This window comes from Paraburkholderia fynbosensis (assembly GCF_902859935.1).
In the GTDB taxonomy this organism is placed as follows: Bacteria; Pseudomonadota; Gammaproteobacteria; order Burkholderiales; family Burkholderiaceae; genus Paraburkholderia; species Paraburkholderia fynbosensis.
This window is the reverse complement of sequence record NZ_CADIKI010000011.1, coordinates 21577-42752: the sequence shown is the minus strand read 5'-3', so window position 1 is coordinate 42752 and position 21176 is coordinate 21577. Positions and strand designations below refer to the sequence as shown.

The 21176-nt window shown below is 59.5% G+C and carries 21 protein-coding genes and 2 pseudogenes; 12 read left to right on the top strand and 11 right to left on the bottom strand.

Annotation, left to right across the window (positions count from 1 at the left end; all coding sequences use genetic code 11):
* Positions 1-28 precede the first annotated feature (28 nt).
* The gene (locus HV770_RS19120; protein ID WP_246291011.1) at positions 29-574 is read left to right on the top strand and encodes a flavin reductase family protein; all 546 of its coding nucleotides are present in this window, start codon (positions 29-31) and stop codon (positions 572-574) included.
* Between the two features lie 363 nt (positions 575-937).
* On the opposite strand, the gene HV770_RS19115 is transcribed toward HV770_RS19120, so the two are convergent.
* The 3 genes from HV770_RS19115 to HV770_RS19105 all read right to left on the bottom strand — a co-directional run bounded on the left by HV770_RS19115 (position 938) and on the right by HV770_RS19105 (position 4381).
* A complete protein-coding gene (locus HV770_RS19115; RefSeq protein WP_175162037.1) occupies positions 938-1636 on the bottom strand; it encodes a GntR family transcriptional regulator in 699 nt (232 codons plus the stop codon).
* Between the two features lie 221 nt (positions 1637-1857).
* Positions 1858-2391 (bottom strand): tripartite tricarboxylate transporter substrate-binding protein, encoded by a 534-nt coding sequence (locus HV770_RS19110; RefSeq protein ID WP_175162035.1) that lies wholly within the window; start codon positions 2389-2391, stop codon positions 1858-1860.
* A gap of 1324 nt (positions 2392-3715) precedes the next feature.
* Entirely contained in the window at positions 3716-4381 is a 666-nt protein-coding gene (locus HV770_RS19105; RefSeq protein ID WP_175162033.1) for a GntR family transcriptional regulator, read from the bottom strand.
* Positions 4382-5131: 750 nt separating this feature from the next.
* Here HV770_RS19105 and HV770_RS19095 point away from each other — a divergent pair.
* Both HV770_RS19095 and HV770_RS19090 read left to right on the top strand, forming a co-directional pair.
* Positions 5132-6544: a protoporphyrinogen/coproporphyrinogen oxidase gene (locus HV770_RS19095; protein ID WP_175162031.1), complete on the top strand. Its 1413-nt coding sequence runs from the start codon at positions 5132-5134 to the stop codon at positions 6542-6544.
* Complete coding sequence (locus HV770_RS19090; protein WP_343048302.1) at positions 6435-7163, top strand: sugar transferase; 729 nt, start codon at positions 6435-6437, stop codon at positions 7161-7163. Before HV770_RS19095 ends, HV770_RS19090 begins: the two co-directional genes overlap by 110 nt.
* A 5-nt stretch (positions 7164-7168) precedes the next feature.
* Here the strand turns inward: HV770_RS19090 and HV770_RS19085 are convergent, their stop codons facing one another.
* The 5 genes from HV770_RS19085 to HV770_RS19060 form a co-directional block, all read right to left on the bottom strand.
* Positions 7169-7801 carry a PIG-L deacetylase family protein gene (locus HV770_RS19085; protein WP_175162027.1) on the bottom strand — a complete coding sequence of 211 codons (633 nt, stop codon included), beginning with the start codon at positions 7799-7801 and terminating at the stop codon, positions 7169-7171.
* Complete coding sequence (locus HV770_RS19080; protein WP_175162025.1) at positions 7801-8715, bottom strand: NAD-dependent epimerase/dehydratase family protein; 915 nt, start codon at positions 8713-8715, stop codon at positions 7801-7803. Before HV770_RS19080 ends, HV770_RS19085 begins: the two co-directional genes overlap by 1 nt.
* Positions 8716-9620: 905 nt before the next feature.
* Positions 9621-10037, bottom strand: a complete 417-nt coding sequence (locus tag HV770_RS19070; protein WP_175162020.1) for a MarR family winged helix-turn-helix transcriptional regulator — start codon at positions 10035-10037, stop codon at positions 9621-9623.
* Positions 10038-10263: 226 nt separating this feature from the next.
* Positions 10264-11256, bottom strand: coding sequence for a DUF4238 domain-containing protein (locus HV770_RS19065; protein ID WP_175162018.1), 993 nt, complete (start codon positions 11254-11256; stop codon positions 10264-10266).
* Positions 11257-11644: 388 nt separating this feature from the next.
* Positions 11645-12013 (bottom strand): response regulator, encoded by a 369-nt coding sequence (locus tag HV770_RS19060; RefSeq protein WP_175162016.1) that lies wholly within the window; start codon positions 12011-12013, stop codon positions 11645-11647.
* A 478-nt stretch (positions 12014-12491) separates the two neighbouring features.
* On the opposite strand from HV770_RS19060, the gene HV770_RS19055 reads away from it, so the two are divergent.
* Positions 12492-12791 (top strand): hypothetical protein, encoded by a 300-nt coding sequence (locus HV770_RS19055; protein ID WP_175162014.1) that lies wholly within the window; start codon positions 12492-12494, stop codon positions 12789-12791.
* A gap of 25 nt (positions 12792-12816) precedes the next feature.
* On the opposite strand, the pseudogene HV770_RS19050 reads toward HV770_RS19055, so the two are convergent.
* Positions 12817-13188: pseudogene (locus HV770_RS19050) on the bottom strand (PQQ-dependent sugar dehydrogenase); the annotation flags it as partial.
* Between the two features lie 328 nt (positions 13189-13516).
* Between HV770_RS19050 and HV770_RS19045 the strand changes: the two are divergent.
* From HV770_RS19045 to HV770_RS19020, 6 genes are all read left to right on the top strand, one after another.
* On the top strand, positions 13517-14017 hold the full coding sequence (locus tag HV770_RS19045; protein WP_175162011.1) for a flavin reductase family protein: 501 nt from the start codon (positions 13517-13519) through the stop codon (positions 14015-14017).
* A 114-nt stretch (positions 14018-14131) separates the two neighbouring features.
* Complete coding sequence (locus HV770_RS19040; RefSeq protein ID WP_246291009.1) at positions 14132-14524, top strand: hypothetical protein; 393 nt, start codon at positions 14132-14134, stop codon at positions 14522-14524.
* Between the two features lie 66 nt (positions 14525-14590).
* Positions 14591-15490 carry a DUF72 domain-containing protein gene (locus HV770_RS19035; protein WP_175162009.1) on the top strand — a complete coding sequence of 300 codons (900 nt, stop codon included), beginning with the start codon at positions 14591-14593 and terminating at the stop codon, positions 15488-15490.
* A gap of 5 nt (positions 15491-15495) precedes the next feature.
* Positions 15496-15666 carry a hypothetical protein gene (locus HV770_RS19030; RefSeq protein WP_175162007.1) on the top strand — a complete coding sequence of 57 codons (171 nt, stop codon included), beginning with the start codon at positions 15496-15498 and terminating at the stop codon, positions 15664-15666.
* Between the two features lie 39 nt (positions 15667-15705).
* Complete coding sequence (locus tag HV770_RS19025; RefSeq protein WP_121324474.1) at positions 15706-16155, top strand: DUF3597 domain-containing protein; 450 nt, start codon at positions 15706-15708, stop codon at positions 16153-16155.
* Positions 16156-16395: 240 nt separating this feature from the next.
* Positions 16396-16569 carry a hypothetical protein gene (locus HV770_RS19020; protein WP_175162005.1) on the top strand — a complete coding sequence of 58 codons (174 nt, stop codon included), beginning with the start codon at positions 16396-16398 and terminating at the stop codon, positions 16567-16569.
* 126 nt (positions 16570-16695) lie between these two features.
* Here HV770_RS19020 and HV770_RS19015 read toward each other — a convergent pair.
* A pseudogene (locus HV770_RS19015) lies at positions 16696-17388 on the bottom strand (glycosyltransferase family 2 protein).
* 760 nt (positions 17389-18148) lie between these two features.
* Here HV770_RS19015 and HV770_RS19010 point away from each other — a divergent pair.
* On the top strand, positions 18149-18445 hold the full coding sequence (locus HV770_RS19010; RefSeq protein ID WP_175162004.1) for a CsbD family protein: 297 nt from the start codon (positions 18149-18151) through the stop codon (positions 18443-18445).
* A 103-nt stretch (positions 18446-18548) separates the two neighbouring features.
* Entirely contained in the window at positions 18549-18923 is a 375-nt protein-coding gene (locus HV770_RS19005) for a phage holin family protein (RefSeq protein ID WP_121324480.1), read from the top strand.
* 480 nt (positions 18924-19403) lie between these two features.
* Here the strand turns inward: HV770_RS19005 and HV770_RS19000 are convergent, their stop codons facing one another.
* The gene (locus HV770_RS19000) at positions 19404-21152 is read right to left on the bottom strand and encodes a RecQ family ATP-dependent DNA helicase (protein ID WP_175162002.1); all 1749 of its coding nucleotides are present in this window, start codon (positions 21150-21152) and stop codon (positions 19404-19406) included.
* Between the last annotated feature and the right edge of the window lie 24 nt (positions 21153-21176).

The window sequence follows — 21176 nt, the reverse complement described above, 5'->3', positions numbered from 1 at the left end:
GTCTAGTTTTTACGATTAGGAAGGTGAAATGAGCATACAAGAATCTGAATTCAAACACGCCATGCGCTGCTTGACCGGGCACGTGTGTTTGATCACGACTGGTTCTAACGCGGACGGCCCCCTTGCCGGCATGACGGCAACCGCTGTGACGTCTGTCAGTGCGGCGCCCCCTATTCTGCTGGTCTGTATCAATCGTGCGAACTCGTCTCTGGCGCACGTGCAGTCCACTGGCAACTTCGTCGTCAACGTCCTGGCGCGCAGCGAACAGGAATTAGCGCAGCGTTTCTCCCGATCGATTTCGCCGCGAGAAAAGTTTCAAGCAGGGACGTGGAACCGTATTAGGACAGGTGCCCCGGCTTTAGTCAGTGCCATGGTCAATTTCGATTGCAGCGTCGAACGTATTATCGAAATCGGTACGCACGCGGTGATTTTTGGGCATGTCGAAGGTACGGCCATTAGTGGCGACATAACGGCGCCGCTGCTGTATTCCCAAGGATCTTACGGCGAATTTCAGACGGATAAGACCATCGATTTCCATGATTTGCTGTGGATATCAAACTGGGGGGCCGACTAATATCTTCGAGAGAGGGTGCGGCCCGCACACAATACGGAGTCGGTGCGCGCATTTCCGCCCAGGCTACCGGCGCTGGCTACGATCTGACGCCGGCAGGGAATGTTGACGTGGCGTATATGGTGAATTTGGCAACAACTTGCAGAAAGACGCTCTCGTCAATCACGCTGCTTTTCAGGGCACGTCCACACTGTCACCACGCACGCGGGTATATCGGCCTAGTGTGTACTAGCATACGAATGACGCGTATGCCAATGAAATCGGCGACATCGTTTCCAGCGGCAAGGCTTAGAGCCTAACCGAACTCGCACCTGCTGACGTCGTTCCAATGCAAGCTGTACATGGAAAAGGGTTCGGGTTCCCTGTTTATTCTCGCAACGCGAGCACTCTCATGAGTCCCTCAAGAACCACTATTCTTCCCTTCTCATAGGTTGCGAGCAGCAAATCGCGGTCCTTGCTCTCCAAAGCCTTCACAAGTTTGGCTTCGATATTAGCGCTGCGATGTTGCGGATGCGCTGAAATATCAGCAGCCAGCGCCCGATAACGGTCGGTGAGTCGCATCAATCGTAGGACTTCCCGTTTAAGCACCTTATTAGACGAGAGGTCGAAAATCTTGTCGTGAAGTTCACGGTGTAGTTCAATCCACCCCTCACGATTACCGGCTTGAATTAGTTCTTCAAGCCGGACGAGCAAGGCCTTGAATTCCCTAATCTGCGCGGACGTGGGCCACACGACCGTCATGAGCAACTCCGCTTCGAGGAGTTGGCGCATCCGATACAATTGCCGGGCCTCATCGCTTGACAACTGGGCGACGAAGAATCCACGATTCGGATCGTGTTCGATGATGCCTTCTGCCGCCAGCAGCTTCAACGCCTCACGCACCGGCACGCGACTGATGCCGAAACGTTCAGCGAGATCCGACTGTCGCAGTTGAAAACCGGGTGCGAGCGTTCCCCTATTGATCAGTTTTCGCGTCTCCGACGCCACCTGAGCTGGAAAGTCAATGCCGTCCAGTTCCGGGAGGATAGGGGCAGCCGTTCGGCTTCGTTTCACGATCGCATTCATTTTCGTATTATATCGCAGATTTTTTGCCCGACAACTTTACAAGTAGGCTGTCATAGCAATTCAGTTCGCATAGTCAGCCACCCCTCCAACGACAAAATTCTCCCATAGATGCTACGACGGTAGTTCACTGAGCATCCCTTGTCGTTTCCCCGTTTGCCGATTTTGGGTCTCAAAAAAACCCGCAAATCGCGGGCTTCCTTTGTTGCTACTTTCAATTCAGATCAGTATACGAAGCCGGGCATCACTTCGCCAGCGGTAGGGACATCCTTGATGTCGGGAATACGCGCCGAACCGAAAACCACAAGGGGACGCATCTGACCATTGCGAATATACGAGGCTGCGACATCGTACGGCACCGGGATCACTTGCACCTTCCCCTTCATCAAACCTTCAATTTCCGCCGCGGTGTCTTTGTAGGACAACTTCACCATGCGAACGCCGTTACGCTTTTGCAATGTGGTCATCGCGCTCAGGTCACGTCCACCATCAACCGTCGTACCGAAGGTGTAGCAGTCCGGATTGTCCTTCAGGCGGCTAATTAGATCCGCGTAGTCCTTGATATCGGTTCCGGACACGCCTTTGCCTATTTCAGCGACCAAGACTACACCCGTGGGTGCAGAGACCGGCGCAGCCGCCGGTTTGGCCGCAGGAGGAAGCACCGGTTTAGCAGGTGCACCGGCGAAGGCAACGCCCGAAATCAGTGCCTCTGCTGCGAGGACTGCCGAGAGGAAGAGTTTCCGGTTGAGTTTCAACATCAATTGTCTCCACGTATTCGAAATGACGCATGCAAGGCCAATGTATTCGCCCCGCCATCAATGTAATACTATTTTGTAGTATATGTCAATCCTCGTTGACATTGCGTGATACCATGCATGGGTCTCGTTGAGCAAAAGCCAAAGCGGCTGAATGCTCCACGATTGAACTGAACTTCAATCGTGGAGTCGACATGGTTCGCTTCGAGATCGATGCTTCGATGGTCACGACTTCGTCGTTTTTGATTGTTCTTCTGTAATCCTACATATATTAAGACGTGTACCCGATAGGTCGTCGAATTGGCTTAGGCCCAACAATCCGAACCCTGCAAAACCCCCCGGTCACCCCACCGTCTCGGCTAACCTTCTACTCGTCGCTGATGGAATCGTGCCGATCGCTCACATGTTCCTATTTCTGTGCGGTCTCAAAATTCGCGATCGGCTATTTTTCAGTTTTTGCAATCGCCATCGCGCTTCTGTGCGCTGCCGCTGGCTTTGCGCTCTAACAGAGCCCACCAGATTTAGCCGCATCTGCTGGACATTAAAGACAGGTGGATGGGGTCGATCAAAACGGTCAGCGATCTACGTCGAGATCTCGATGCAGTTCTGCATGCTCACATTGCGGGTCGTGCTCTCGGACAACAAGCAGTCGTAAGATACCAGTACCGCGGTTCTGACAATGATCGCAGAGCAGACTCAAAATAGGACAGTGACACATACGAGAGCTGGGTGCTTTCGAGTGAAAATCATCGGTTTTTTGAAAGCGACACGAAGACGATTGCTGCGTTTGTGACGGTAAACGAAGGACTCTACAATCTCCCGACGTCGGCTACCCCAAACATTGACGCCGAGCGGAGACTGAACTGCAACAAGAGCTTCGCAATGTTCAGATTAACGAGGGAAGCATTCACCGCTCACACGACGTATGCTCACACGTAGGAAGACGACGCCGGAGCTGTCTCCCTTCTTGAGTATCGCATCGCTCTGGTGTTGACATTCTCATTGATGCTGATCGCGGTACTCGTCACGATATCTGCACTGCTGTCGTAACGCCGATCACTCATCCACTGAATGCTGCAGTAAAGGTGCAGAGACTGTCGCGCCCGTCCATGCGCTTCGCGGCCGCCAACACCCGAACATCAACCACTGCCCGCTGCACAGGCCGGCCGATACGGCGTGGCCGAAGGCATGGTTACTGTTAACCAACTGCCCGGCTCTCTGCTCGACTGCCGTGTAAGCCTGGGCACCAGCTCCAGCGTCAGCACCTACCTGCCTGCGCTGCTCAACGATGCCGCCCATGGAGCACCTCTGGTGAACCACTTGGCGCTTAGAGCCCCCGCCCGGCAAGCACGGCCAGTATCGACTGGTTTATTTTTTCTCGCTCTAGTTCGTAGACTCGCACGACTTTTTCACGCTCGCGGGTGCGAATTGCAGTCATGAGCCGGTGCTCCAGGACTGCCTTCGGACGTTCACCCGGCCGATGCGCTTCGGTCGCCAATGCGCGGTACCGATCGGTCAGTCGAATCAAGCGCAGAGCCTCGCGGCGTATGATCTTGTCGGGTGAAAGATCAAAGAGCAGCCCGTAGAATGCGTAGTATTCATCGAGCCATTCGGCGCGCTGATGGCTTCCCAAGTACTCGTCGAGCTTGGCAAGCATGTCATTGAGCTCAGCCGTTTGAGTGCGATCGGGCCACTCTATCGATTCGAACAAATCGCGCTCTACCAAAAAACGATAGCGGTAGAGCTGGGCCGCCTCATCAGACGATAGCGGCCCGACGAAAAAACCCCGGTTTGGATCATGCACAATCACGCCCCACGCCGCAAGCAGATTCAACGCCTCGCGAACAGGCACCCGACTGACACCGAAGCGGTCCGCGAGTTCCGATTGGCGCATTTGTTGCCCTGGCGACAGGACTCCTCTGTTGATCAGCTTGCGCACTTGATCAGCGATCTGCGCCGGAAGGTCGATATCGTTGAGTTCGATTTTGCTCACGTGTGTAGTCGTATAGGTGGCCGTGTCCGACGCAGTTCGTCGGTTCCGTCAGTTCTAGTTTCCGACGATATTGTATGCGATTCGCGAATCCACCCCAAAACGGCGCATGCCTCGAATCGCAGGATACTAGGCACAAAAATCCTAAGAGACTCGGCGGTCCGCAGGCACCCATGATGGCTCTGTCGCGACAAGGCGTTGAGGCAAAATCGGCCGGACGGAAATTGCTGACGGCCACGATAGCCCGGACGACCAAGACACCGCGCAAGACGTTGCTCCCTGGCATCGCCAAGGTGCTGAAGCGACTGTACTATCCACCGGATGTGATGCAGTTGTACGTGCGAAGTCATCCAGAAGATCGGGAAGATTGCGCGAAAAGGACACATGCAACTGCAACCGGTTGATGTCGCTGGGTATATCGAACTGCTCGTGCATAGCGATGCAATGGCACGCGAGGTCCGCACTCAATCCGACATTGTCGGCCACCTGGCGATGCTATTGCGAGTACCGTGTCAGTGTTCGCGATGCAGCGTCTGAGGCTAATTTCAAACTGAACGTCTGTATAATTGCGTCCTCATGTAGGCCCAGTCTCGCGGTCCATGCTGCCGTCTTTTTCTTGCACGGCAGTTCGTCACGTGCTCGACCAAGCCTCGCCGGCGAACTCGGTGCCGCAAATTGCTGCTTCCGTAGTCTCGCAATGCTTCATCCGCCGGCCCGGCGCCAACCCGCTATGGGAGCGGCATGGAAAGACCGTTGATCATCATCGCGGGTGCGGGGCCTTGCGGCATCGGCGCTGCCCTGACCCTCCGCCAGGAGTATCCGGCTACGCCCTTCATCCTCATCGACGAGCGCAACCAACCCGGCGGCAATGCCGCCTCGGCGATCACGCCGGAGGGCTTCCTGTTCGACTATGGTGGGCATGTCCTCTTCGTCCACGAGAAATGTGCGGCCTTCAGCGACACGCTCCGCTCCCTCGACATAGCGTGGCACGAGTCCATGCCGGTTCGCGGTGTCCACATGTTCGGGAAGCTCATCCCCACGCCCATCCAGCGCCACGTCCACCGCTTTCCCGCTGCCCATGCGCTGCCGATCTTCTCCGATCTGTTCCTGCATCGCCTCGGCAGCCGGATGGGCATGGTCCCACGTCCCGTCACGGACGCTAGCGACAATTTCCAGGATCATCTTCACCGCTCCTTCGGCCGCGAGTTGACGCGCCGCATCATGGAGCCGCTCAACCGCAAAATGTGGACGCTCGAGCCCAGCGAGATGAGCAGCGAGTGGGTCCGTCAGCGCAGCGGATCGGCCTTGCACAATGTTCCGCAGGTGGGCTTTCGCCGCATGCTCAAGCATGCCATCCTCGGCACGGATGACCCGAGCTGGACCCCGAGCGATCGCGTGCCCTACCCGCGCGAGGGTGGCATGGGCACGATCTGGCAACGGGCGGTCGACAGGATCGGCGCGCAGCATGTCCTGCTCGGCCGCAGCATCGCGGCGATCGAGACAGGCAAGCGTCAGCTCCACCTCGTGGACGGCACGCAGTTCACATACACCGCCCTCGTCTCATCCATCCCGCTCGACACATTAGTCGAGCTTTGCGTCGATCGACCGGATGTCCAGCGCCTGGCAAAGCGCCTGCGCCGATCCTCCGCGATATTGCTCGGCTTCGGCATGCGTGGGGTGATTCCGGCCCGCTATCGCGGCGTCCATAGTTTTCAGTGTCCCGATGCCGCACTTCCTTTCTGGCGCGTGACGATCCCCTCGAATTTCTCGCCCGGTAACGTGCCGTCTGACGGCCCGCATTATTCGATTCTCTCCGAGACCAGCCGCGCGCCCGGCCTGGCAGCGGACATAGACGACAGGTTGCGCCATGATGTTCTGCAGGGGCTGCGCTCCATCGGCCTGATCGAGGACCAGCCCGTCATCTCCACCTTCGAGAAGACGCTGGCCCACGGTTACCCGTTGCCCTTCCATGGCCGCGACGCGGCGCTGGCGGACATCCATGCGCACCTGGAGCCGCTCGGCATTTTCAGCCGGGGGCGTTTCGGCGGCTGGCGCTATGAGGTGTCGAACATGGACCATGCCTATCTGCAGGGACTGGAAGTTGTCCGCCGCATCATGGCCGGTGTGCCCGAAACAACTTATTTCTCACCGGAGCAGATCAATTAGGCCGCCGCCCTGTCCCGAACGCCGCTGGTCATGGCGCGTCAAGCGCTGGCTCGACATTGCGGGCGCGGCGCTGCTTCTCGTGTGCCTCAGTCCCATCATCGTGCTCGCCATGGGCGCAATCCTGGTCAGCTCCGGCCGTCCAGTCCTGCACCTCGCCAAGCGCTGGGGAAGAAACGATCGGCAGTTCATCTGCTACAAGCTGCGGACCATGCACCTGGACGGCGACGCGGTCCTGAAGGCACACGGGCTGGCGACGCGTGGGGCGAACGGCGAGACCCTCACTTATGATCGCGATCCCCGCATTGGCCCCCTTGGCAGGCTGCTACGCCGGCTGAGCATTGACGAACTCCCTCAGCTCATCAACGTGCTGCGCGGCGACATGAGCCTGATCGGCCCGCGCGCGCTGGTGATTTCCATGTTGGCCGATCTGCCCGACATCCGGCATGCCCGCTCGGTCGTCCGCCCTGGTCTGACCGGCCTTTGGCAAGTGCGCGCGCGGCGCAAGAATGTCAGTGTGTTCGACATGATCGACGACGATCTGGAATATATCCGGACGTTCAGCCTGTGGCTGGACCTCCGGATCGCGTTGCTGACGATCAGCCGTATCGTCGGCCCCTGACGGCATCAAAGGAAAAAGCGTGCGATGTGAAAAGCTTCCGCGGCGTGGGCGCCGATATCGTCACCCCGCGCCTGCATACGGCGCGCGAGCGCCTCGGGTGTTCGTCCGCCGGCAAGCTCCGTCGAATAGAAGCCCATGGCTTCGCGCTTTCGGCTAACGTGCCGTTCCTCCAGGACCGACCACATATTCGGCGCGAAGCTGGGGAAGAAGCCCTGCTCCGTCGAAGTCGAAACCTCGAACAGATAGACATTCTTGCGGCGGCGAAAGGGCCGTGTTGCGATTTCCACAGCACGGCTCACACTGCCGTGGGCCTGGTTGCAGTCACCTGGCCAATGCGTAAAGATCGTATCCGCCCATTCGACCTCGGGCATGATCAGATCGTGCAGATGATGGACGCCCGCCTCCAGCGACCTTTCGTCCACGAGCTCGTTGGCAATCAAAGCGTGCACCCCCAAGTGGGTGCAGCTGCTCCTGAAGGCGTCCTCCAGTTCCGCCCAATGCGCAACGCCACGCGGATCGTTGCGCCTGATGGGCAGCAGCGCCCGCACCTCATGCCCGGCCTCGGAGAGCTTCGAAAGCGTTCCGCCGCAGCCGATCACCTCGTCGTCGGGATGGGCAACGACGGCCAATATTTTCATCAGGCCGCCTGCAGTTGTGCAAACGCTCTGCTATACCATCCCAACGTGTCGTGAAGCGACGCCGTCCAATCCAGGAACCGCAAATCGCCCAGCAACGCCTTCAACGGCTGCATGTCGGCGATCAGCCGGGTCTCCGGTGTCTCGCCACGCCGCATGGGCAGGTGAATGACGCCTGCACCATTGCTGAAATAGGCGTTCACCGCAGCGGCAATCTCGTTGACGCTCAGACCGATGCCCCGCCCCAGGTCCATCGGCTCCAGACTGCCGCCCGCCTCGACGAAATCCACGGTCAGACGGCCGATATCGTCCGAATGGATCATGTCGACGATCTGCTCCCCGCTGCCGAAAATCTCGATGGGCATTCCCTTGCTTGCACGTTCCGCAAACGATGGAATGATCTTGCGAACCGGGCCTGTAGCCTGACCGGGACCATAGGCATTGAAGTAGCGCAAGCTCGAAATGTTGGACCCACCCTTGGACGCATAGAGCTTCGCGAACTGCTCCGATGCAAATTTGGTGATCGTGTAGGTGTTGAGCCAGACATTCGGCTTGGACGGATAGAAGAGATTGGGAACACAATTCTGCACGCAGGCTGCGAACACGTTGACCGCGCCGATGACATTGATCTGGATTCCGGCCATGACATCGTCGTCCAGCTCCGTCGTCCCCAGCTTGCCTGCAATGTGGTAGACGGTGTCGTAGCCCTCCGTCAGGTCAAGCATGGCTTGCGCGTCCATGATGTCGGCCTGAACGACCGTCACCGCGCCATCGCCAAACAGGGCGTGGCATTTCGCACTATCTGCGTACTTGTCGGCGATCGTCACGGGTTTTCCCTTGGCGATCAGATGGCGTACGATCGCGGCGCCCAAGAAGCCCTGACCACCAATGACAAGCGATTGTTTGGCATGGCCCAATTGCAGTCTCCTCGTTGCGGTAGTGTCGGAAACCGTCTTACATTATCGTAGGTCGGTGGCGCACTTCCGTACGTTCGTGCACAGTCGCGCGAGCCAGATTCTGGGTGAGAGACGCGGCGTCAAGGGATTCCTGGACATTCGACATCACTGGTAGGTGGACACACGCTTATTTGCTTCGACAATGTTACCGACCTAACAGACCAAACTGATTTCTATTAGGCCAATACGATGAACATACGGCTCCAGGCGAGGTTCCACCAACGCTGCTCGAGGCAACGGTTCGACGGCCTGAAAAATGCGCGTCCTTTACCGGGCCACAGAAGCCCTCCTCTCACGACGGCGAACAAACATCGCAATAGCCGCGATTGGTGAGGCGACCAGCAGCATGTCCTCGCCAGTGACGTCGGGCGCGACGCACTCGTAATATTTTTCCCCCAACCCGAGTGAGCCAGAAGAAGTTCAAATGGCAGCCTCTCGGTGGCGGATTCGACCAGTCGATGCAATAGTTTGCTAGACAAACGAAGAAGCGCACGCCCGCCAATAGCGTTTGCCGCGAGACTTGGCTTGCTCAGCGCGAACAAACCGTGATGGCTTGTACGAAGGCGTCTTGTTCAGCGGGATTCTGAAAGAAGGCTTCAAGACTCGTGTGCTCATCGCTCGCGATCTGCTGAAGACAAAGGTTGTTATTTGCGCGAATGCTTACTGGCGCGTAGGCGACAGCCATGAGCAACGATGCGATCGCCACTAGCGCGCCGGCGATGCCTATGGTCCATCGCACTGCATCCCCCGAGCTCCACGATCGTCGCTGCAAACCTTGAAAGGAAGTCGTACTTTGTGTCGATACGTTTCTCATTGGTCTTTCCACATAGTTAGCAAGACAATTATCAGAGTGAGTAAGTCAGGCATCAAGAAAGTGCCCTCCTGACACCGTGCATGCTGGAGACCGCTGATTCGAACAGTCCAGGCCCAACTTTCACACGCAGTGCTCGCGCAATTTCCGCGCTAGCATCGTTGATCGGCCGGTCGAGCGCCTTTCCTGCTCGGGTCGGGTAGACGCCCCATTCCCTGCCATCCGATTCGGCCTGACGACGTTCGATCAAACGCTTATCAGAGAGGTTGTCGATAAGTCGGGTAGCGGTGGGACGTGCAATGCCTAATGTGTCCGCAACCTGACTACTCAGGCATCCGGGCGATGCAAGCACAACGCGCAGTACAAAGCCCTGCGCCGGTGTCAGCCCGAACGGTGCGTACACACTGGCCCATTCGCGCTCAACGAGGCGCGCGAGTGCCGACGAATTGAAGTAGAGGCAGTGATCAAACATGGAATCATTAAATCCCAATATGGTTAGCAAGGCAACTAAAATTTAACGCCCTTTCGCAGAGAGTATGACGTGGGATCTGCCAGAAGCCAAACGACCGCTTTGCGCTAAGACGAACCAGAAAGAGCACGCCCGGCGGCGCGAACGGGTACACGACGCCGTAGCCGACCACTGAACCCCGCATGCCGATGCAATTCACCGGAGGGTGGTGCGCCGAGCGGCGCGCGCCTCATCCTGACCGCTGCAACATGGGCAGCAAATCCTGGCCACGGCGCATCACGAGATATTCGTCCAGGAATCGGAACGACTCAGTCTCAGCATAGATCTGGTGACCGGCATAGAAAACTGTCCGCGAATTGATGCCGGCGACCGAAGCGGCCGGAAGCGCGAGCGTTCCCACGCGGCCATCGAATCGCCCGCGCATGACCAGGTCCTTCGTAAGCGGAAAAAACACCGATGTCCCTTGAAGCCCGAAACCGGGTGCATAAAAACCGGCCTCCATCTCCATGTCGTCCCAGGTCAGCGTGACGGGACGATCGGATGTGATGAACCCGCCTGAGCCACGCGCGGCTCTTGCCACCATCCAGCTACGTCGATGCAGCAGGTTGTACAGGGTGGTCACTGACTGCAAATCCCGCGCGAGGTGCTCAGTGGTGTGCGCGGCGATGGTCTCGTCGTCTTGCTCGACGAAGTTCATGAGTTCCTCGTGAGTGAAAGCCGCCGCGCCTTCGATGCCGGCCGCGGCGGCTTTCTCCTTCTGTGATTCCCAGCCCTGCCGATTCGCAATTGCCAACTCGCTCAGCCTGCGAGCGCTCTCCTGCTTGTGCTGGCGCATTATTTCCGTGCGGTCCGGGTTAAGCACCACCAACTCCGCGATCAGTCTGAGAACAAGCGCGCGGTCGGCGTCGTCCGACAAGTCGCGCTTCCTGTTGATGCGGGCCAGCGCTGAAGCCAATTCCGATTCGAACTGCGCGTAGCCCAGGTCCGCGGTACAGGGATCCTCTCCGTTGAGCTCGATCCGATTGAATTCGCGTTCTGCGACAACGCTTTGCGGAGTCGCGACGAAGGCACGTTCGCGCGCCGAGTCGACGACATACAAGCGCGAGTTTTTATCGTGGTTGCGAGTAAACCCGCTGAGATAATACTGGAGAACGCAATCATGCTTGCGGGCTCCTTCACCTTCGTCGTGTTCCGAGGTACAGCCTGATTTGGCCTTGGACACCGAACCTCCAGCGTGAGGAATGATGATCAGATGGCGTAGGCGAGTTTGTAGCCTGACATTCAGGAGGCCGATTTGGGGCTGGGGGAAGTATTTTTCTGCGCCGACGGCGCGCTACGGCGGGAGCGAACTTTGGGCATGGGACCAATTACGAGCAACTGCCACATGTTTCGAGAACAAACCCTGGAGGGTGACTAAACCAAACAGCGAAGGACGATCACTGCCTTCAGGCGAAAAAGATCCCCGTCGCCCTCAAATTGCGGAGCGGATGTCAGTGAGACCGGGAGCCACGCAGATCTGCGTTGTTTGCAGGCAAGCTTGCATCGGAGAGGCCGCTTGAGAACTCATCGCCAACCCCATCGCATAGCGCACGACGAGTCTTTCCGAAACACTATACCGCTTCGTGACTAGCATTCAAGAGGCGCTGCACCGAAGCTCGAAGCGTCTCGATAGATACGGGCTTGAGCCAGATCTCGTCCCAGATCTCTAGTTCGCGCGGCTCGATGGGTTCGGCGCTGGCAAGAATCAGCGGAATTCGCGCGAGCGCGCGCTTCGACTTGAGGTGTCGGCGAAATTCAACTCCGTCCATCAAGGGCATTGACCGGTCGGTGATGATAAGCGCGGGCTTCTCTTTTCTCGCTACGACGAGCCCTTCAAGTCCATTGCGAGCACTGACGACTCGATAGCCGTCCTGGCGAAGCACGCCATTCCATACCGCCACCGAGTCCGCTTCGCCGGTCACAATCAGAATGGTTGTCATTGTCGTTCCATCGTCGCCCGTAAGAGCATCGCGGAGATGCGAAGATCAGAATAACAATTCGCTGGCTAACGTTCTGTACGGTGACGCACTAGCGCAAGCGCGCAGCCCGGAAAATTCTCGCGGCGGACATGCGGCCCCGGAGGCGCCCGGATTACGCGGCATTTACGTGACGCGGCGACCTTTTTGCAGCGTCGCGAAAGGGGCGCGTTCTCGGACGATTCGTCGACTTACACTTGAGACTTTTGGATCCAGCTGCGGCCGAATTCGTCGAGATCCTGGCCGGGGAACGGGGGTAGCCCCGCGATGCGCTCCACACCAGGAGGGTTCGTTGCCGTAGCCCGGCCCTGTACTGGCCTCGCCCAGCAATTTCCGGCGGCAATGCGGTCACCAGGACGCAAATGGCAAAGCGGACATGTTTCTTGCTGGTCAACCGTGGAGGGCCGAAGCGCCCTGCCTTCGACGAAGCCCCGGAGGGCATATGTCTTATCAATCGTCTACACCGTACCGCGGGTACAGCATAGATGTCCACATCGTCTCGGCCAGGACCTTGTCGTTCCACGGCGTTGGGCGTCGCTACAAGGTCTCCTGGACAATCAGTTCATGCGAGAACTCGGCGCAGGTGACCGCCGGCTTTCCGGAGCGGCTGGAATTCATGTCCGAGCGGGAAGCGTTCGTGTATGCGAACAATCGGGCACACACGTTCATCGACTGCCTGCTCTCTGGAGCAGCAACTGCCCCCTCACCCGCTGAATCCGTGCGTGCACCTGCGCCCAACTGATGGCCACGCGAGCAGGGCATCGGCGCTATGGCTGGCTGCCCGCCTTCGTCACTCGCCAGACCACGTTACCAACGTCGTCGGCAATGACGACGCCGCCGTCGCGGTCCTGGGCGAGACCCACGGGCGCGCCGTGCAGTTCCTTTTCGTCATCGGAGGCGAAGCCCGTGACGACGGGTCTGGGCGCACCCACCGGCTTGCCATTTTCGAACGCGACATACGCAACCACGTAACCACTGAGTGGTGATCGGTTCCAGCTGCCGTGCTCGCCGATGAATGCGCCGCCTCGATACTGCGCCGGCAGATTGCTGCCGGTGTAGAAAAGCAGTCCCAGTGGGGCGACGTGCGAACCGATTGCATAGTCCGGCCGTATCGCCTTCGCGACCAGGTCCGGACGCTGCGATCTCGTCGCGTTCGAACAGATCGAGTCCTGCGTTGTGCACATCACATGCCTGAGGAATACGAGAAGCCGACAGCTCGCGCGGAGCGCTGCCAGAATTCACAACGAAGATCGATCCAGCGGCTCACACCGCGATTGGGGCTGGCCGTTGGCAGCGGTCCAAAGGCGGCGATATGATGAGACGTCGTCGGCAATACTCCCGGCGATGACAGGCGAACAGTCAGTACATGACCTGGCATCCCGATGCTTCGATGCCGCCGATCATCTTCCGTCGCAGTGAACTGACACGTTCGCGGCTCCCCTCGCATTGAGAGAAAAGGATTGCACCATGGCCGACCGTATCGCACAACTTTTCCGGCATTTGACGGCTGGCGTCTATGTAGTCGGCGTGGCTGACAATGGTCGTCTGGATGCGTTCACAGCCAGTTCGATCATGCAGGTTTCGTTTTCTCCGTTGCTTCTGGCGATCAGCATCAACCCGGAACACGAGTCCTACAGGCTTCTTACTGGAGGTCGGGTATTCGCTGTAAGTGTGCTGCGTGCGCAACAACAGGCGCTTGCTGAGCACTTCGGCACGCAGTCAGGCCGCACGGTCGACAAGCTCGCGCCGATATCGTGGCGGCCCGGCAAGACCGGCGCGCCGCTGCTGGTCGATGCACTGGCTCACTTCGAGTGTCAGGTGGTTAGTGACACCGAGGCGGGGGACCATCGGCTAGTGATGGGCCGCGTGATCGACGGGGCGCTAGTCAGTCCGGACGGTGACCCGCTGATATACGCGCAGACCGGCAACCTGGACATGAGCGCGGGTCTCTATCCGCAGGAGTTTTGATAGCTAAGTTGTGTTTATCCTTCTCACTTGCAGCATCCTTGCGCTCTCACACACTCATGCACAATGCCCGGTGACCCCTACGCAATGCGGACACCGTGATCCGGCGCCTCGTCGATGATCAGCCTCATCCACATCCTGCGTCGCTCGACGGTGTCCGGCACGGCGCCGGCACGCATGAGTAAGCATCTCGAACTTCTGCGAGGCCGCCGCGGGCGCGATGCTTGGCGCACGCCTCTGCGCGTGGCTATTCGGTGCATCCGGCTCCTTACGCATCAGCGCGAGCGGGTGGTATTCGGCGATGCCGGCTACCCGGTTGCGCGAGGTTACTACACACGCAACATCGTTTCGATACTTGTGGCATTGCTCGTGTTAAACAGCTTCGGTCTCAGCATGCTGTCCGGCGTTTTGCCGCTCTATCCCGGCCTGCCGTGGCAGAGTCATCTCGGCGGCCTGCTGGGCGGCGTTCTTGCAGCGCGCCTTGGCTCGTCCCGCCAATCACGGACGTGACGACGCGGCCATCACGAGATGATCCATCATCGTCCGGCAGGCACCGCACCCGGATCAGGAGGCGTCGTGAAAATACTTTGCGGCTCGGCTGGCTGGACAGATAAAACGCTCGTCGCGTGCAAGCGCTTCTATCCGCCCGGCTGTAGAAGCGCCGAGGCACGGCTGCGGTTCTATGCGTCGCAGTTCCCGCTGGTGGAAGTTGATTCCAGCTACTACGGGATGCCCTCCGCGTCGAATGCTGCGCTGTGGGCGGAGCGCACGCCCGACGATTTCACTTTCGATATCAAGGCATTTCGGCTGCTGACCGGACATCAGGCCGTCCGGGCGTCTCTGACAAAGGACATCGCGACGGCGATCCCGGAGACGGGCAAAAAGAACCTCTACTACCGGGATATTCCGAGCGAGGTACTTGATGAACTCTGGCGGCGTTATCGCGACGCGCTCGAACCACTGCGCCGCGCTGGCAAACTTGGCGCTGTTCTTTTTCAGTTTGCTCCATGGCTGAGCTGCGGCCCTGAAGGAAACGCCCACGTCGAAGAGTGTGCGGACCGAATGCAGGGATACACGGTCGCGGTAGAGTTTCGCAACAATTCCTGGCTGGACGACAAAAACGCATCGAGCACATTGGACCTGCTGAGGCGATACAAGCTCGTACACGTGATCATGGATGCGCCTGCAGAGGTCACTAACCGCGCGCATACCGTGTGGGAAGTGACCAATCCTGATCTTGCGTTCGTGCGTCTGCATGGCCGCAATGCGGATACGTGGAGCCCGACCGGTGCCTCCACTGCCTCGACACGCTTCGACTACGACTACAGCGACGGTGAACTGACGCAGTTATCTGGACCCATCCGCGATATCGCCAGGCAGGTGGTAACGACGCACGTGATTTTTAATAACTGCCGCGAAGACCAAGGGCAGCGAAACGCGCGCACCCTGATGGCGATACTTGGTCAACGAGGATGAGCGGCATGGTGAAGCTCGGAGAAATCTTCAGGCTGCATCTTTGGATGCATGCGGACACACGCGACAACTGGTTACTGAAGCGTTCGCTGGAGCAAGCCGCCGAATTCCCGTTGCCGCCGGACATACTCACGACTCATCGCATTTGCGCCCTGGGCATGTCCGTTGCGCCGCCGTGATACCGCCCCGAGTGGACGGTCACGAACAAGGAGCGACAAATGAGTATATTTTCCACCATCCTGAACAAGATTTTCCCGCACGACCATCCAGCCAACACGACCTCTGCCTCGACGACTGCCCCGGCCGCAACTGCGGCATCAGCACCCGGCAGCACTACGGTACCGGCAGGAACCCCGTCGACGCCACCAACTGTTTCAGCGCAGACCTCACAACCCTCGGTTGCGCCAATGCCGGCGGTCGACGTAGAGGCCGTGCTTACCAAGCTGCAGGAAGGAAGCGGCCAACAGTTGAACTGGCGAACGTCAATCGTAGACCTGCTCAAACTTCTCGGATTGGACAGTAGTCTCGATGCGCGGAAGCAACTCGCCGCCGAACTTCATTACTCTGGCAGCACAGAAGATTCCGCCGCTATGAACGTTTGGCTGCATCGGGAAGTCATGCAGAAGCTCGCGGCGAATGGCGGCAAGGTGCCCGACGAGTTGAAATAACGAACGTGTCTTGAAGAGCGTCCCGATCGACGGAACACTGGCCGCAGCTGGTCTGCGGCATTTTTATGCCTGCGGGGTCTTCATGCGGTGTCTCAGACGGCTTGCCGACCTAAACGAAGGTGACATTACGTTACTCACGCGGTCAGCCGAGATGACGACCGTCTCAACGAATTTGCACGCGTCCAGTCCGTGGAATACGCCTTGCTCCTGGCAAATCATTCCATCGAACCGGAGACCCAAATGGCCACCACCCCAAAGCAGGAAAACTCCGCAAGCGACAAGTCAGAAGACGATATCGACCGGGCCGTTGAAGACACCTTTCCCGCCAGCGACCCACCAGCGACCGGAGGCACCACCCGGCTTGAGTCAGAGGACGGCGAGGAAGTCGACGAGGACCAGCCTGATCCGACGTAACCGGATACAAGACGCGAACACGATAGACGCGCAGGATGCCGCCGAGGCGTCAACGGGAAAAACAGCTTGCGAGTACTTACCGCAGCAAGTCCGTACGGCCTGAAGCGTGAGGTTGCACATGTCGAGTCAAGTGAACAGTCGAGCCGTTGCGCTCAAAGTTTTCGCCGCCAATCGGCGACTCACCTGACGCAATGCATCGCCGAATCCACCCGGGGCCCGGGAATCCAGTCGGGCGCTGGTAGTCACACGGGGAGCGGCGCTCCATGCAACCGTCGCCCCGGCGGCAATCAACGCCTCCACCAAAGCAACGTCCTCGTTCGTTGCAAGCGGCTGAAAGCCCTTTACCAGCGAATAGGCGCTTGCGGACACGCCCAAATTTGCACTGTGAATATGGCGATGACCGTCGGCATCGCGATACGTCGTCACGAAGTTTTCGCGCACGGCGTCACTATGGCCGCGCCAGTCGGTCACACTGATCACGCCACAGACAGCGTCTGCGCGGCAGAGTAACTGCTGGACCAGCCAGTCCGGCGCGACGGTAGTGTCAGCATCCGTAAACGCGAGCCAGCGTGCGCGCTCGGCCAACGCGGCAGCGGCCCCCGTCGCGCGCGACACCGACGTTGCGGGTCTCGACAAGTAGGACATGTGCGTCGAGTGCGCGGGCAACGTCACCGGTTGTGTCAGTACAGCTATCGAGGACCACAAAGATTCTGACCTGTTCGCCAGCGAGCGCAGGATGCCGTGCGGCCTCGATGACCGAGCGCACGCGCGCGCCATATAGTCGGCTGCGTTATGAGCTGGAATGACGACACCGAGCATGGTCTTCTCCTGTTCCTCTCGCTCCAGACCGCTCAGTTCCTGGCGACCGGCCTCAATTTCCCAACTCCGCCGACCGGTATGAAACGCGTTCGGCCCCCGTCGTCGTCGGACCGAACGACTTATGCATGGGGATGTCTTGCCACATCGACAGACATTGCCGCCCCGACCTTTCGCACAACTTATGCCAGCTCCTTGCAGCGTCCTGCGCGGGGATTTCATATCGAGCAAGGGATCGAGGGATGGCTGAGTGGCCCGATTCATGCGGCATGTGAGATGACTGGAGGAGGCCAACATGAAAACCCGGATCTTCACCTACGTCGAATGCTCATGCGGACATCGGGGAGCCCTTATCGAAACGATAGAAACGGGCGCTTTTCGAGCCGGTGGGCATCAGGCGCGGCTGCGCAAGTTGACCCACGCCGGTACATACGATGGAGAGAACGTTCTCTTTGCCGCCATGAAGCCAGGCTGTCCGGCGTGTTGCCGGAGTCTAAGTCCGGACGACGTGGTCGGCCGCAGTCAGTTGCAAGGAACGGGCGAAGTGCTGCGACTAGCTCGCGAATCAGAATCCGCGGACGTTACGCTCGGTGCCAGGGGTTGACACCGAGCGACGGACCGTCGAGGCGGGTCCGACTTTTGCGCATCCCCTGGCATGGCGTACCGCCCATCGAGCGAACGTTGTGCGAATAGCGAAGGCTCGACTGTGCAAGCAGACGCATTTCCCTGTGCGGCCCGATCGCACCCACTTAAGGAGTAGGCAATGGAAACGACTAAAGGAGAAGGAGCGCTACGCGAGGCTGTCGGCGACGTGCAGCAAGCCGCCGGCGAGTTGCTGGGCGACGCGGGCGCGCAAGTCAGCGGCAAAGCCAGGGAGTTGAGCGGAAAGGCACAGCAACTCTATGCCGACATCGCGGATGTCGTTCGCGAAAGCACTGTGGAGCGGCCATTCGCTGCGCTGGCGATTGCTGCCGGCATCGGCTTTGTACTCGGCGCGCTACGTTCGGCGAACCGTGGGCGGCCCAGCAATTCAAGGGACGACTGGAGAGACCGGGAGTAGGACGATGGCGTCCACACTTCGGCGGGAATGCAGGGGTACAGACAACAGAGGTTGACTGGCCACTGCCGCGTTAGCGAACCAAACTATACCGAGGAGTCCCGGAATGTCCATGCGTTCGAAAGTCACACAGTGGCGGAACGTCGGCAGATTCTGTGTCGAACGGGCCACCGATTATGGCGAACTCCTCGGTGTCGAACTGGAGGAGACCCGCAAGCGCCTTGTCCGCGAGTTAAGCGCGCTTGTCGCCCTCGCGGTCGCCGGCCTTTTTACCCTTTCGTTTGTGTGCATCGCGGTCATCGCGACGGCTTGGGGAACGCCCTATTTTCTTCAGGTGGTATGGGGCGTTGCGGCGATGTGGCTGGCCATCTCTATCGTCTCCCTCGTTGTCGTCCGGTCGCAGAAACCTGGTCGATCGCTTCATGTTTTGCAGAGGGAAATCCGCGACGATCTCGACACACTGAAGGAGGCGCTGAGTTGAACCACGAACGTACCTCCAGGGAGGCCCAGGCCGCCATCCTGCTGCGCATGGCGGCGTCGCGCAAGGCGTTGCTCGCAGCGAACCGTGCTCCACCATCGGTTCCGGCTGTTCGCGGGCAGACGCGCTCGACTGTGGCCGGCGTCGTGACTTCGTTGGCAGAAGCACCGCGCGTGACGCTTCTCCTTGCGTTATGTGTTGGCGCAATCGTCCTCGGACCGAGGCGGACCGTGAGCATTGTGGGCCGCTCGGGAATCACCGCATGGCTAGGCCTTGCCGCGCGCAAAGCAATCGCTAGGGACGTTTAAGTCGCCGCGAAGGATGGCGCGGCTACGTCCGTGCGGAAAGTCACGCCGTGCGTTTGCATAGTGAAGTCCGCCTGGTTGTCCATCACGGCGGCTCAGTTAGGGCGGCGCTTGCACCGGCCGCCCTTCGACGGCCTACCCCGCCGTCGGGTTCAAAGCCCAACCCGCCGCAGATAAGCTAAACCGGCCGCCGTGCCGCCCTCACATAGCTCGCCATGAATGTCCGGGTCCTGCCGTCCGGAAACACGATCGCGACCTGCTCGCCGCTCACGAGCGCCACCTCTCCCGAGCCAAACCTCGGCACGCGCACTGCGTCGCCGGGTGACCAGGGTTGCGGCTTCGATGCCCCATTGGCTACTTCCGCGTCGATCGATGCGTCGCCCACCGTGATCGACCGCTCCACCGGCGCGATTTGCGGCGGGCTCAGGCAGTTGTCGCACACGCCGCAGCGGCGCATCGACGGTGTGTCGCCGTAGTACGCCAGTATCACGCGCCAACGGCATTGACCGCTCTGCGCATAATCGATCATCTGTTGCAGGGTTTCCTTGTCGCGAACGCTCCTTGCTTCGAATTGCCCCGCGGCTTTCGCCACCGCTTCGTGCGCGCTATCTCGCGCACCGTCGCGCGCTCGCAGGCGATAGCGCCGCTGCCGGTCGCGCGCCACAATGCGCGCATCGACCAGCATGTTGAGCGCAACCTCCAGTTTGCCGCGGCCCACGTCGGGCAGCGCGTCCTTGAGTTCGACGAACGTGGCGCGTGCGCCCGTCTCTTTGCAGCGGCCCGCGAGCGTGTCGTACAGGCGCTGCGCCAGTTCGACGCTTGGATACCTGCCAGCGAGAAAGAACTGCTGGATGCGCCGGTCGTTCAGATCGAACAGCAGCACGCAGTCGGCGGGTTCGCCATCGCGACCGGCGCGTCCGGTTTCCTGGTAATAGGCATCAAGGCTGCCCGGCATCTGATAATGGACCACAAAACGGATATCGGCTTTGTCGATGCCCATGCCGAACGCGTTGGTGGCGACCATGAGCCGCGCCGAGCCTGACATGAACGCGTCCTGCGCAGCGTCCCGCGCGCTCGGAGTCAGCTTGCCGTGGTAGAGCGCCACTGACTCCCCCGCCTGCGCGAGCCACGCGTGAATGCCCTCGGCATCGCGTACCGTCGCTGTGTAGATAATGCCGCTCCCCGCGTTCGACGCGATCACCTCCCGCAACTGTTCGCGCTTGGCCTGCGCGGCCCGCTCGCCACCGTCTTTACCGCCGCCCACGCTGACCTGCACGACGCGATAACGCAGGTTCTCCCGCAACGTGCCCGTGCGGACGATGCGTGGATCACGCAATCCCAACGAACGTGTGACATCGTCGAGCACAGGCTGGGTTGCAGTCGCGGTCAAAGCGAGTACCGGTGGCTGGCCAAGCGCCTTGACCGCGCCAGCAATCCCGAGAAACGCTGGCCGAAAGTCGTGGCCCCATTGCGAGACGCAATGCGCTTCGTCGACTACAATCAGCCCCACGCTTTGCGTTCCGCCCGCCCGCAATACCTTCATGAATGCGGGCTGCGAGAGCCGTTCCGGGGTGACGAATACGATGCCGCTCCTGCCATCCAGAATGCGTTGCAACGCCTCCCGTTCTTCGCGCTCCCGCAATGTGCTGTTGACCAACGTACACTCGATGCCCGCAGCCAGCAGTTTGTCCGCCTGATCTTTCATCAGGGCGATGAGCGGCGACACGACCAGCGTCGTGCCGTCGAGATGCAATGCCGGCAACTGGTAACAGAGGGATTTGCCGGCGCCTGTTGGCATCGTCGCCAGCGTGTCGCGCCGTTCCAGCACGCTGCGAATGATGTCTTCCTGACCAGCGCGTAGTCGGGCAATGCCGAACATGTCACGCATCGTCTTGCGCATGCTGCGAAGCCGCTGCTCTAGCGTCATGGATGTTTTCTATTTCCCGTTTGC